The following is a 13,214-nucleotide window of genomic DNA, read 5'->3' on the forward strand; positions in this document are numbered from 1 at the left end:
AGGCAGGGATTATAAATGGACATATCCGAACTTCTCGCATTCTCCGTCAAGAACAAGGCCTCGGACTTGCACCTGTCGGCCGGGCTGCCGCCGATGATACGGGTGCACGGCGACGTGCGGCGCATCAATCTGCCGCCACTCGAGCACAAGGAAGTGCACGGCATGATCTATGACATCATGAACGACGGCCAGCGCAAGGCGTATGAGGAGATGCTGGAGGTCGACTTCTCGTTCGCGATCCCGGGGCTGGCGCGCTTCCGCGTCAACGCCTACAACCAGGAGCGCGGCGCCTCGGCGGTGCTGCGCACGATTCCATCGAAGATCCTCAGCCTCGAAGAGCTCAACGCGCCCAAGATCTTTGCCGAATTCGCGCTCAAGCCGCGCGGCCTGGTGCTGGTGACCGGCCCGACCGGCTCGGGCAAATCGACGACCTTGGCGGCGATGGTCAACCACCTCAACGAAAACGAATACGGCCACATCCTCACGATCGAGGACCCGATCGAATTCGTGCACGAATCGAAGAAATGCCTGATCAACCAGCGCGAGGTCGGGCCGCACACGCTGTCGTTCAACAACGCGCTGCGCTCGGCGCTGCGGGAAGACCCGGACGCCATCCTGGTCGGCGAGCTGCGCGACCTCGAAACGATCCGCCTGGCGCTGTCGGCGGCCGAGACGGGCCACTTGGTGTTCGGCACCTTGCACACCTCGTCGGCGGCCAAGACGATCGACCGCATCGTCGACGTCTTCCCTGCCGACGAAAAGGAAATGGTGCGCGCGATGCTGTCGGAATCGTTGCAAGCGGTGATCTCGCAAACGCTGCTCAAGACCAAGGACGGCGCGGGCCGCGTGGCCGCGCACGAGATCATGGTCGCCACGCCGGCGATCCGCAACCTGATCCGCGAATCGAAGATCGCGCAGATGTACTCGGCGATCCAGACGGGCAGCAACGTCGGCATGCAAACCTTGGACCAGAACCTCACGGACCTGGTGCGGCGCAACGTCATCTCCGCCGCCGCCGCCCGCAGCGCCGCCAAAACCCCGGACAACTTCCCCGGCTAAACCAGTGGGGTCATAAACCAGTGGGGTCAGTCTGTCATTCGGACACGGGCTCTACACCCCCGGGGGTCAGGTCCGACATTCGGACACGAACTCTGCCGCTGCACTGCCGGGCTTGTGTCCGAATGTCGGACCTGACCCCGGGGTTGAAGTTGAGCTCGTGTCCGAATGTCGGACCTGACCCCGCTTTTGAAGGAATACCATGGAACGCGACCAGGCCTCCAAATTCATGTTCGATCTGCTGCGGTTGATGACCAGCAAAAAAGGCTCGGACCTGTTCATCACCGCCGGCTTTCCGCCGGCGATCAAGATCGACGGCAAGATGACGCCCGTGTCGTCCCAGGTGCTGACCGCCGCCCATACCGTCGACCTGGCCCGCTCCATCATGAACGATAAGCAGACCGCCTCGTTTGAGCTGACCAAGGAGGCCAACTTCGCCATCAGCCCCGGCGACCTGGGCCGCTTCCGGGTGTCGGCGTTTGTACAGATGAGTTCGGTCGGCATGGTGCTGCGGACCATCACCAGCGACATCCCCAAACTCGACGACCTCGGCCTGCCCGAGGTGCTCAAGGAAGTCGTCATGGCCAAGCGCGGCCTGGTGATCATGGTCGGCGCCACCGGTTCGGGCAAGTCGACCACGCTGGCGGCGATGGTCAACCACCGCAACGAGAACAGCTACGGCCACATCATCACCATCGAGGATCCGGTCGAGTACGTCCACCCGCACAAGAACTGCATCATGACCCAGCGCGAAGTCGGCGTCGACACCGACGACTGGGCCATCGCGCTGAAAAACACACTGCGCCAGGCGCCCGACGTGATCCAGATCGGCGAGATCCGCGACCGCGAAACCATGGACCACGCGATCGCCTTCGCCGAGACCGGCCACCTGTGCCTGGCCACCCTGCACGCCAACAGCGCCAACCAGGCGCTCGACCGCATCATCAACTTCTTCCCCGAGGAGCGCCGCCAGCAGCTGCTGATGGACCTGTCGCTGAACTTGAAGGGCATGATCTCGCAGCGCCTGATCCCGCGCAAGGAGGCCAAGGGCCGCGCGGTGGCGATCGAGATCATGCTCAACTCGCCGCTGATCTCGGACCTGATCTTCAAGGGCCAGGTCCACGAAATCAAGGAACTGATGAAGAAGTCGCGCGAACTGGGCATGCAGACGTTCGACCAGTCGCTGTTCGATTTGCACGAAGCCGATATCATCACGTACGAGGACGCGCTGCGCAACGCCGATTCCGTCAACGACCTGCGGCTGGCCATCAAGCTGGAAGGCAAGGCCGCCAAGAACCGCGACCTGTCCGCCGGCACCGAACATCTGGGCATTATCTAACTAGGACTTCCATGAGCACCATCTTCGACATCTCCGCCGACAGCCTGACGGGCGCGCCCGTCGACCTGCGCCAGTACCAGGGCCAGGTCCTGCTGATCGTCAACACCGCCAGCAAGTGCGGCTTCACGCCGCAGTACAAGGGACTCGAGCAGGTCTACCAGCAGTTCAAGGACAAGGGCGTGACGGTGCTCGGCTTCCCGTGCAACCAGTTCGGCGCCCAGGAGCCGGGACAGGCCGACGAGATCGGCGCCTTCTGCGAGAAAAACTACGGCGTCACCTTCCCGCTGTTCGCCAAGATCGACGTCAACGGCGAGCGCGCCCACCCGCTGTTCGTCAAGCTGAAGAAGGACGCGCCCGGCATCCTCGGCACCGAGGCGATCAAGTGGAACTTCACCAAGTTCCTGATCCGCAAGGACGGCACCGTCTTCAACCGCTACGCCCCCGCCACCAAGCCGGAAGACCTGATCGCCGACATCGAGAAACTGCTGGCGGAATAACAGTGTTGTCTAGTACATCACGTAAATTCTGAAATCGTTTTCCGAAAACCGTGCTTTAGGTTAACTTTTCGGTAATAATGGCCCTTGGCCCCATCGAATCAAGTACCTATGTCCGTGTTTGGAAAACTACTGTCGCCGTGGCTGCGGATGGGAATGTATTCCCGGCTGTTCGTGCCCATTTTCATCATCATCGCGATGGTGGTGGGCGTGCGCTACACCTTGCTGTTCCAGGCGGAGACCGCCGGCGCCAACGCGCGCTATCAAAAGGACGCCAGCGACATCGGCATCTATTTGCACAAGGCGCTGCTGCCGGCGCTGGCCGTGCCCGACCGCGCCGCCATCGACAGCGCGCTGGCCGACGCCCTGCTGCTCAGCCCCGACCTCGCCGCCGCGCGCCTCGACTTCGCCGGCGGCCATCTGGAGGCGCTGCGCCAGCCGCCGCCACGGTCCGACGTCCCCGCGTGGTTCGCCAAGCTGCATCCGCTCGAGCCGATCCGCCGCCACATCTACATCGGCACCGCCAGCCTGGTGCTGGAATTCGATCCCGCGCTGCCGGTGGCCGCCGTGTGGACCTCCGTCTGGAAGCAGATGGTCATCACCGCCCTCAACGTCACCGTCATCTACTCGCTGCTGGGCATTATCATCTTCGCCAACAAGCGCATGCTCAAGCGCCTCAACGACGTCACCCGGCGCTTCCAGGGCGGCGAGTATGACGCCAGGCTGCCGGTCGGCGGCACGCTGGAGGCGCGCATGCTGGCGATCACCTTCAACAACATGGCGCAACGCGTGCAGGCCTTGGTCGGCAAACTGCAAACGAGCGAGAAGGAGTTGAGCGAGCAGCTCAAACGCACGCTGATCGCGCAGGACCAGCTGCAGGCGCAGAAGGAGCGCATCGAAGTGACGCTGGCGTCGATCGGCGACGCCGTCATCACCACCGACCTGACGGGCAGGATCGAATCCATCAACGACGTCGCCCAGCGGCTTACCGGCTGGACCGACAAGCTCGCGCGCGGCATGGAACTGCACCAGGTGTTCGTCCTGGCGAATAACTTCGGCCAGCACTCCCTGCTCAAAGCGATGTCGGCGATCTACGACGGCGGCGAAGTGGTCAAGGTCGGCAACCAGAGCCTGCGCAACCGCGCCGGCCAGACCTTCACGGTGGAGTACACGGCCAACGGCATCCGCGCCGCCCACGGCGAGGTGCAAGGTTCGGTGCTGGTGTTCCGCGACGTGACCGAACGCCGCCAGCTGATGCAGCAGATCTCCTGGCAGAGCAACCACGATGTCCTCACCGGCCTGCCCAACCGCGCGGCGCTGGCGGCGCGCTTCGAAAACGAGGTCGCGCGCGCGCGCGAGCAGGACTATCTGCTGGCCGTGTGCCTGTTCGATCTGGACCACTTCCAGCAGGTCAACGACACCCTGGGCCACGCCATCGGCGACGAGGTGCTCAAGCAGGTCGCCAGCCGTCTGCACGACTTCGCCGGCCAGCGCCACTACGTCGCGCGCCTGGGCGGCGACGAATTCGTCCTGCTGCTGCCGGAGATGCATTCCCGCGCGGCAGTGGAGGTGGCGATGGACCGGCTGATGTCGACGCTCTCACGCGATTACCTGGCCGACGGCCAGGCGGTGGCGATGTCGGCCAGCGTCGGCATCGCCGTCTACACCGGCAATGAAATCAGCGCCGACAGCCTGCTGCGCCACGCCGACCAGGCGCTGTACCAGGCCAAGATCATGGGCCGCAACCGTTTTCACTTCTTCGACGCCGACCTCGACGAGCAGGTGCGCACGCACCACAACCGCCGCACCGAGGTGCGCTCGGCCCTGCTCGATGGCCAGCTGCGGCTGTACTACCAGCCCAAGCTGGACATGCGCAAGGGCCGCATCGTCGGCATGGAGGCGCTGCTGCGATGGCAGCATCCGTCGCGCGGCGTCGTCGGTCCGATGGAATTCCTGCCCATCGTGGAGCACAGCGACGTGATCGTCGACATCGGCGAGTGGGTGCTGCGCGAGGCGCTGCGCCAGCTGCAGCAATGGCGGGCCTTCGATCCGGCCTGGGTCATCAGCGTCAACATCGCCGCGCGTCATTTCCAGCGCGGCGATTTCGTCGACCGGCTCACCGCGATCCTGTCCGAGTTCCCGGACGTGCCGCCGCACATGCTGGAGCTGGAGATCCTGGAATCGTCGGCGCTGAGCGATATCAACCACGTGCGCGGCATCATGCTTGACTGCCAGGCGCTGGGCATCAGCTTCGCGCTCGACGATTTCGGCACCGGTTATTCGTCGATGTCCTACCTCAAACGCTTGCCGGCGGATTTACTCAAGATCGATCAAAGCTTTGTGCGCAACATGCTGGTCGACCGCGACGATCTGCACCTGGTAAGCGCCGTCATCGGCCTGGCCAGGTCGTTCGGCCTGGGCGTGATCGCCGAAGGCGTCGAGACGGTGGAACACGGAGCGATGCTGATGCGGCTGGGCTGCGATCTGGTGCAGGGATACGGCATCGCGCGGCCGATGCCGGCGGACGAGGTGCTGGCGTGGGTCGGGGGCTTCGACATGGCGCCGACGTGGCAGGCCGCCGCCGCGCTGCCGCCGATCGTCAGCCTGCACGGGCAGGGGCCGGCCGGCGGCACCGCGCAAATCCCGTTGTTCGCGCAATAACCGAACGCCGCTGGCGGCTCGTGGCGGATTACGCTGCGCTAATCCGCCCTACGTGTCTCCGCAAGAAATCGCCTTTTCGTGGTCCGGGCCAGCGACCACGCTTGACCACGGAGACACGTAGGGCGGATTAGCCGGAACGGCGTAATCCGCCAAGCTCCGCCAACGGCTCATCGCCGCTTGCGCGCGGCGAGCGCCCGGTCGATCAACTCGATCCAATGCAATACCGGCGTTTGCGTCCCCGATTGCAAATGCGCGGTGCAACCGACATTCGCCGAGACGATGGTGGTCGCCCCGGTATCGGCCAGATTCGCCAGCTTTCGGTCGCGCAGCTGCAGCGACAACTCCGGCTGCAGCAGCGAATACGCGCCCGCCGAGCCGCAACACAAATGACTCTCCGCGCACAGGACCACATCAACGCCCACCGCGCGCAGCACGCCCTCCACCTTGCCTCGTATCTGCTGCCCATGCTGCAAGGTGCAAGGCGGATGATAGGCGACACGCTCCTTGGCAACCGCTCCGAGACGCGCCAGCCCCTCCTCGAACTCCGGCATAATTTCGCTCAGATCGCGCGTCATCATCGAGATGCGCGCCGCCTTGCCGACGTAGTCGCTGTCGTGCGCCAGCAGATGCCCGTAATCCTTGACGGTGGAGCCGCAGCCGGACGCCGTCATGACAATCGCTTCCACCGCACGGCTTTCGACATACGGCCACCACGCGTCGATATTGCGGCGCATGTCGTCCAGGGCCGCCTCGTGGTCGTTCAAGTGATGCCGCACCGCGCCGCAGCAGCCGGCCTTGTGGGCGACAATCAACTGCACGCCCACCGCGTCGAGCACCCGCGCGGTGGCGGCGTTGATATCGGGCGCCATGGCCGGCTGCGCGCAGCCTTCCAGAACCAGCATCTTGCGCCCATGCTCGCGCGTCGGCCAGGCGCCGGCACGCGCCACAGCCGGGATCTTGTCCTGCATGGCGGGCGACAGCAACGGACGGAAAAGCTGCCCGGCGCGCAGCGCCGCCGTGAACACCGCCTTGCGCGGCAAGCCCTCCTTCAACACCTTGCGCTTCAGCTGCTCCATCAATGGGCGCTTGACGCGCTCCTCCACCACCTTGCGGCCGATATCGATCAGCCGCCCGTACTGCACCCCGGACGGACAGGTGGTTTCGCAGTTGCGGCAGGTCAGGCAACGATCCAAATGCGTCTGCGTCTTGGTGGTGACCGGCGCGCCCTCCAGCACCTGCTTGATCAGGTAGATGCGTCCGCGCGGCCCGTCCAACTCATCGCCCAGTAACTGGTAAGTGGGACAGGTGGCGGTGCAAAAACCGCAGTGCACGCAGGAGCGCAGGATGGCGTCGGCCTCGTCGCCTTCGCGGGTGTTCTTGATGAAATCGGCGAGATTGGTTTGCATAGGATTCTGGTCAATACATGCGGCCGGGATTGAAGATCCCCGCCGGATCGAAGGACTGCTTCAGCCGGTCGTGAATCTTTGCCACCGCCGGCGCCAAAGGATGAAAAACGCCAAGCGGCTTGTCCCCGCCCCGGAACAGCGTCGCATGCCCGCCGGCCGCCGCCACCGCGCTGCGGATGCCGGCCGCCTGCCCCGCATCGCAATCGTCCACCTTGAGCCAGCGCTGGGCGCCGCCCCACTCGATCAGCTGCTCGCCGCGCAGGATGATGGCGCTGGCCGCCGGCGGCACCGACAGGCGCCACAAGACGCCGCCGCTGAAGTAGTCGTGCGACTGGTCGCGCAGCGATGCCCAGAAGGCCGCGCCGTCGTCCAGCACCTCGCCGCCGAGCCTTTGCCGCGCCGCGGCCACCGCCGCTTCGGCGCCGGACAGGCGCAGCGACAGCGCGCCCCGGTGCCAGCAGCTTGCCGATATCGGCAGCGGCCGTCCCGCCCACTCGTTCAACCGCGTCAACGCCTGGATCTCGTCCATCTCGAACCGCAAACTGGCTTCGCCGATTGGCACCGGCAGCACCTTGAGCGACACTTCCAGTATCAAGCCCAAAGTGCCGAGCGATCCGGCCAGCAGGCGCGAGACGTCGTAGCCGGCGACGTTTTTCATCACCTGGCCGCCGAAACGCAGCCCCTCGCCGCGTCCATCCATCAGCACCGCGCCCAGCACGAAGTCGCGCACGGCGCCGGCGCTGGCGCGGCGCGGCCCGGACAAGGCGCTGGCCACCACGCCGCCTATCGTCGATTCGGCGCCGAAGCGCGGCGGCTCGAAAGCCAGCATTTGATTGTGCCGCGCCAGCAGCGCCTCGATCTCCGAAAGCGGCGTGCCGCACCGCGCGGTGATCACCAGCTCGGTCGGTTCGTACGACACGATGCCGGAATAGGCGCGCGTGTCGAGCACATCGCCGTCGAGCGCCTGGCCATACCAGTCCTTGGTGCCGCCGCCGCGTATGCGCAACGGCTTGCCGGCGGCCGTGGCGGCGCGAACACGGGCGCCAAGCTGTGCGGCGACACGGGTGAATGATTCGGTCGAGGCATCGTTCAATGAGTCAGTCATGTCGCTCCGTTCAAAAACGCGGCAGGTGGGCGAACGGCAGCGCGCCGCCGCTGACGCGCATCTTGCCGAATTCCGCGCAGCGGTTCAAGGTCGGTATCGCCTTGTCCGGATTGAGCAGGCCGGCCGGATCGAATGCGCGCTTGACCGAGAAGAACGCCGCCAGCTCGGACGGCGCGAACTGCACGCACATCGAATCGATCTTCTCGATGCCCACGCCATGCTCGCCGGTGATGGTGCCGCCGACCGCCACGCACAGGGCCAAAATCTCGGCGCCGAAGGCTTCGGCGCGTTCGAACTCGTCGGGGATGTTGGCATTGAACAGGATCAGCGGGTGCAGGTTGCCGTCGCCGGCGTGGAAGACATTGGCGCAGCGCAGGCCGTACTTGGCTTCCATCTGCGCGATGCCGGTCAGGACCTCGCCCAGGCGCTTGCGCGGAATCGTGCCGTCCATGCAGTAGTAGTCCGGCGAGATGCGGCCGGCGGCAGGAAAGGCGTTCTTGCGGCCGGACCAGAACTTCAGGCGCTCCGCTTCCGACTGCGACACGGCGATCGCGCTGGCGCCGGCCGTTTGCAGCACGGCCGACATGCGGGCGATCTCCTCCTCCACCTCCTCGGCGGTGCCGTCGGCTTCGCACAGCAAAATCGCGGCGGCATCGGTGTCGTAGCCTGCCTGGACGAACGGCTCGACCATGCGCGAAGAGGTTTGATCCATCATCTCCAATCCGGCCGGGATGATCCCCGCCGCGATCAGCGCGGCCACCGCTTCGCAGCCGGCGACAACCTCGTTGAACGACGCCATGATCACGCGCGCCGTCGCCGGTTTGGGAACCAGCTTGACCGTCACCTCGGTCACGATGCCGAGCATGCCCTCCGAGCCGACGAAGACCGACAGCAGATCGAGGCCCGGCGAGTCCAACGCCTCGCCACCCAGTTCCACCACGTCGCCGTCGATGGTCACCATGCGCACGCGCAGCACATTGTGCACGGTGAGGCCGTATTTCAGGCAATGCACGCCACCCGAGTTCTCCGCCACGTTGCCGCCGATGGTGCAGGCGATCTGCGACGACGGATCGGGCGCATAGTACAAGCGGTGCTGCGCGGCCGCCTCGGAAATGGCCAGGTTGCGCACGCCCGGCTGGACCACCGCCGTGCGCGAATACGCGTCCATGCGCACGATGCGGTTCAGGCGCGCGGTCGACAGCACCACGCCGTCGGCGATCGGCATGGCGCCGCCGGACAGGCCGGTGCCGGCGCCGCGCGGCACGATCGGCACGTTCAACTCCCGGCACACGCCCAGCACCGCGACGATCTGCGCCTCGCTGTCGGGCAGCACGACGATCATCGGCAGCTGGCGGTAGGCGGCCAAACCGTCGCATTCGTAAGGCCGGGTATCCTCCGGCGCGGACAGGATGGCGCTCGACGGCAGCACGTACCGCAGCGCAGCAGCGACCTGCTCGCGGCGGGCGGCGATATCGGCCAGCATTTCCGCTTCTGGTATGACAGTGTTCATGGGACCTGCGCCTGAAAACACGAGTGAGCCTCGATTGTAAGCACAAACGTCCGGCCAGGCGATATCTTTGACCGATGTGCGGCGTATAATCTCCCGGCCGTCGCTATATCAACCATTGGAATAGTATGGAAAACAATTTTGAAAAAGAGTGGCTGCTGGCACTGGAGCGGCGCTTCAACATGCAGGCGACGGAAATCGCCCATATCACGCTGAGCGGCCGTCCACGCATGCTGATCTTCTATTTCGCCGACTTCCCGGCGAAGGGTATGCTGACGGCTGTCACCGCCGGTCTCTCCAATGCCAGCCACCCTGACTGGGTGCACGGCAAGCCGGAGCTGAGCTTCACGCTGAAGACCACCGATCGGGGCTGGGGCAAGGGCGCCGCCTACCTCGCGCAGGAGTTTTTCGACAAGCGCTCGTTCGCCTACCAGTCGTCGTTCGCACTGGATATGCCGATGTCGGGCGACAGCGCGATGAACGCCTGCTTCGTCTACCGTCCGCAGTTCATGGACAAGGACCAGGTCAAGTTCGAACTTCAAGACCGCACCATCTACCTGGCCGGCCTGTTCCCGATGTATGACGAGGAAATCGCCATTTACGAGGCCAAGGGCACCGAGGCTTTCTGGAACACGCCCGGCTTCCATCCTTACGATCCCACCCGCGCCAGCATCGCCGGCAAATAATCGACACCAGGAGCCACACATGGGCAACCGACTCTCAAAGATCGCCACCCGCACCGGCGACGGCGGCACCACCGGCCTTGGCGACGGCAGCCGCACCGACAAGGACAGCGTACGGATACATTCGATCGGCGAAGTCGACGAACTGAATTCGCATATCGGCCTGCTGCTGTGCGAGGACATGCCGGCCGACCTGCGCGAGGAGCTGGTGACGATCCAGCACGACCTGTTCGATCTGGGCGGCGAATTGTGCATCCCCGGCTATCAGATGATCACCGAGGCGCACGTCGAGCGGCTCGACACGCTGCTGGCCAAGTACAACGCCACCTTGCCGGCGCTGACGGAATTCATCCTGCCCGCCGGCTCGCGCGCGGCGTCGCAGGCGCACGTGTGCCGCACGGTCTGCCGCCGCGCGGAACGGGCCATCGTCACCTTGGGCAAAACGGAAACCATCCACGAACATCCGCGCCAGTACGTGAACCGCTTGTCGGATCTGATGTTCGTGCTGTCGCGGGTGCTGAACCGCTTCGGCGGCGGTAGCGACGTGCTGTGGCAGCACGAGCGCAAGCGCGGCTAACCCGCAATGCCAGGCGGGGTCTGACCCGGCGGGGTCAGACCCCATTGCAGCGGCGCATGCCTACTGTTTAAGGATTCCGGGTTGCGGGCTGCGAAAGGGCGTAGCCGGGCAGCCGCGCGATGTGCGTGGCCAAGTGATCGAGCAGCAGCCTCGCGCGCAACGGCTGATAGCGGCGCGACGGCGACAGCAGGTGCAGCGCCTGCGGCTGGCCTTCCCACTCCGGCAGCACACGCACCAAGTCCCCGCTGTCGAGCAAATCCTGCACCAGCCATAGGGGACATAATCCGATGCCGCCGCCGGCCGCCAGGCTCTCGCGGATCGCCAGCGCATGATTGACGCGGTAGCGGCCGCGCGTGACCACGCTTTCAATCTTGTCGCCGCTATGCAAGGTCAGCATGTCGCCATCGGCCAGCCAGGCGAAGCGGATGTAATCAAAGTCCGCTAGTTCCCGAGGATGACGCGGTTGGCCGCGCAGCCGAAGATAGGACGGCGCCGCCACCAGATGCCTCGGCGAGACGCCGGCCAGCCGCGCCACCGCGTCCGGCGGCAATTCACGGCCTTGTCGCAGCGCGATATCGACACCCTCCTTCACCAGATCGACCATGCGGTCGTCGAGTATCAGTTCGATGTCGACTTGCGGATATTGTTCCAGAAAGGACGCCAGCATGGCGTTCAGACGGAACTGGCCGAAGGCCGCCGGCGCGTTGACCCGTATCAGCCCGGCCGGCGTGTCGGTCTGGCCGCGTGCCTCGGCCACCGCCTCCTGGTATTCCGCCAGCACGCCAAGCGCGCGCTGATAGAAGCGGCTGCCCTGCGGCGTCGGTTGCAGGCTGGTGGTGCTGCGTTCGAGCAGACGAACGCCCAGCTCCCGTTCCAACGCCGCCATCAGTTTGCTGACGGTGGGCTGGGTGGTGCGCTCTTCGCGCGCGACGGCCGAGAGGCTGCCCAATTCGACGGCGCGTATGAAGCAGCGTAAAGATCGGATGGTATCCATTGTCAGCCTATTCGATATTTGAATAAAGTATAGTCCAATCACACTCCTTCTCATGATATTGAGAATGACCTATCGTGCGGCTTTACACAGGAGCCCATGATGAAAACCTTGAACTATCTAGCGCTGGCTGCCGTGCTGACTCTGGCGGCGCCTTTACATGCCGCCGAGCGATCGGGCGGCTGGACCACCAGTTGGTACGCCAGTCCGCAAGCCACATGGGGAGCGGATTTTCCGCTGCCGACCGCTGTTCCGGCGACGCTGGAGCGGCAGACCGTGCGCGAAACGGCGCGCATCAGCGTTGGCGGAACGCGCGTGCGTGTCGTCCTGTCGAACCGCTATGGCGACCAGCCGATCGTCATAGGGGAAGCGCGCGTCGCCCGCGACGGCGACGCTGCCGGTTCCGCGCGTGAGCTCACCTTCGGCGGCCAGCGTGTGGCCACCATCCCGGCCGGGGCGCCGTTGGTCAGCGATCCTGTCGACATGCGTGTCGGCGCGCTGGAAAAGCTGGCCGTCAGCGTGTACCTGCGACAAGCGACGCCGTTGAAGACCTTCCACTGGGGCGCGCAGCAGACCGGCCATATCGCCGATGGCAACGCGACGACCGCGCAATCGCCGAAGGGGGCGCAAGCGATGCATGGCCGCGCGCTGCTCAGCGCCATCCTGGTCGAAGCGCCCGGCGGCAAAGGTGCTTTGGTCGCGCTGGGCGACTCCATCACCGATGGCAACGGCTCGACACCGGATCGCGACCGGCGCTGGCCGGATTATCTGGCTGCCCGCTTGAGCGCGGACGGCGTGGCCGTGGTCAATGCCGGCATCTCCGGCGCGCGCTTGCTGGGTGATCGCATGGGCGTCAATGCTGCCGCGCGCTTCGAGCAGGATGTATTAAGCCAGCCAGGCGTCAAGACTGTCTTGGTGCTGTTGGGGATCAATGACATCGGCTGGCCGCAAAGCGCCTTCGCGCCGGACGAGCCGCCGATGCGGGCGGAGCGCATGATCGCCGTGTATCGGCAGTTGATCGCGCAGGCGCGCGTGCGTGGGGTGCGTATCGTCGGCGCGACGTTGTTGCCGTTTGAGGGGGCGCTGCAGGGTACGCCGTTTGACGGTTACTACACGCCGGAGAAGGATGCGGTGCGGCGCGAGGTCAATCAGTGGATCAGGGACGGTAGGGAGTTCGATGCGGTGGTCGATTTCGATAAGGCGCTGCGCGATCCGGCGCGGCCGGCGCGCATGTTGCCGCGCTTTGATAGTGGCGATCACCTGCATCCGGGTGACGCCGGGTACGAGGCGATGGCCGGAGAGGTGGCGGCGGGCTTACTGCCTTGATTGGCCTTGCGCGGGTCGCCGACGGAGCACGCATTGGCGGATTACGCTTCGCTAATCCGCCCTACGTGT

11 protein-coding genes are annotated in these 13,214 nt (G+C 65.1%); 7 read left to right on the top strand and 4 right to left on the bottom strand.

Annotated elements, in window-relative coordinates; all coding sequences use genetic code 11:
* Positions 1-15: 15 nt before the first annotated feature.
* The 4 genes from NHH88_28850 to NHH88_28865 all read left to right on the top strand — a co-directional run bounded on the left by NHH88_28850 (position 16) and on the right by NHH88_28865 (position 5,550).
* Positions 16-1,059 (top strand): type IV pilus twitching motility protein PilT, encoded by a 1,044-nt coding sequence (locus tag NHH88_28850; GenBank protein ID USX13613.1) that lies wholly within the window; start codon positions 16-18, stop codon positions 1,057-1,059.
* Between the two features lie 199 nt (positions 1,060-1,258).
* Positions 1,259-2,395: a PilT/PilU family type 4a pilus ATPase gene (locus NHH88_28855; GenBank protein ID USX13614.1), complete on the top strand. Its 1,137-nt coding sequence runs from the start codon at positions 1,259-1,261 to the stop codon at positions 2,393-2,395.
* A gap of 11 nt (positions 2,396-2,406) precedes the next feature.
* Complete coding sequence (locus NHH88_28860) at positions 2,407-2,892, top strand: glutathione peroxidase (protein USX13615.1); 486 nt, start codon at positions 2,407-2,409, stop codon at positions 2,890-2,892.
* Between the two features lie 153 nt (positions 2,893-3,045).
* Complete coding sequence (locus tag NHH88_28865) at positions 3,046-5,550, top strand: EAL domain-containing protein (protein USX13616.1); 2,505 nt, start codon at positions 3,046-3,048, stop codon at positions 5,548-5,550.
* Between the two features lie 167 nt (positions 5,551-5,717).
* Here NHH88_28865 and glcF read toward each other — a convergent pair whose 3' ends face one another.
* From glcF to NHH88_28880, 3 genes are read right to left on the bottom strand one after another with little or no spacing between them, the layout of a single operon-like run.
* On the bottom strand, positions 5,718-6,956 hold the full coding sequence (glcF, locus tag NHH88_28870) for a glycolate oxidase subunit GlcF (protein ID USX13617.1): 1,239 nt from the start codon (positions 6,954-6,956) through the stop codon (positions 5,718-5,720).
* Positions 6,957-6,966: 10 nt separating this feature from the next.
* Positions 6,967-8,061, bottom strand: coding sequence for a glycolate oxidase subunit GlcE (gene glcE / locus NHH88_28875; GenBank protein USX13618.1), 1,095 nt, complete (start codon positions 8,059-8,061; stop codon positions 6,967-6,969).
* A 10-nt stretch (positions 8,062-8,071) separates the two neighbouring features.
* On the bottom strand, positions 8,072-9,571 hold the full coding sequence (locus NHH88_28880) for an FAD-binding protein (GenBank protein USX13619.1): 1,500 nt from the start codon (positions 9,569-9,571) through the stop codon (positions 8,072-8,074).
* Between the two features lie 125 nt (positions 9,572-9,696).
* Between NHH88_28880 and NHH88_28885 the strand changes: the two genes are divergently transcribed.
* Together NHH88_28885 and NHH88_28890 are read left to right on the top strand one after the other, a co-directional pair.
* Positions 9,697-10,254, top strand: a complete 558-nt coding sequence (locus NHH88_28885; protein USX13620.1) for a suppressor of fused domain protein — start codon at positions 9,697-9,699, stop codon at positions 10,252-10,254.
* 19 nt (positions 10,255-10,273) lie between these two features.
* Positions 10,274-10,828 (top strand): cob(I)yrinic acid a,c-diamide adenosyltransferase, encoded by a 555-nt coding sequence (locus NHH88_28890; GenBank protein ID USX13621.1) that lies wholly within the window; start codon positions 10,274-10,276, stop codon positions 10,826-10,828.
* Between the two features lie 67 nt (positions 10,829-10,895).
* Here the strand turns inward: NHH88_28890 and NHH88_28895 are convergent, their stop codons facing one another.
* Positions 10,896-11,822 carry a LysR family transcriptional regulator gene (locus NHH88_28895; protein USX13622.1) on the bottom strand — a complete coding sequence of 309 codons (927 nt, stop codon included), beginning with the start codon at positions 11,820-11,822 and terminating at the stop codon, positions 10,896-10,898.
* Positions 11,823-11,921: 99 nt separating this feature from the next.
* Here NHH88_28895 and NHH88_28900 point away from each other — a divergent pair, with 99 nt between their 5' ends.
* Complete coding sequence (locus tag NHH88_28900) at positions 11,922-13,145, top strand: SGNH/GDSL hydrolase family protein (protein USX13623.1); 1,224 nt, start codon at positions 11,922-11,924, stop codon at positions 13,143-13,145.
* Positions 13,146-13,214: the final 69 nt, after the last annotated feature.

Source organism: Oxalobacteraceae bacterium OTU3CAMAD1, assembly GCA_024123915.1.
Lineage (GTDB): Bacteria > Pseudomonadota > Gammaproteobacteria > Burkholderiales > Burkholderiaceae_D > Rugamonas.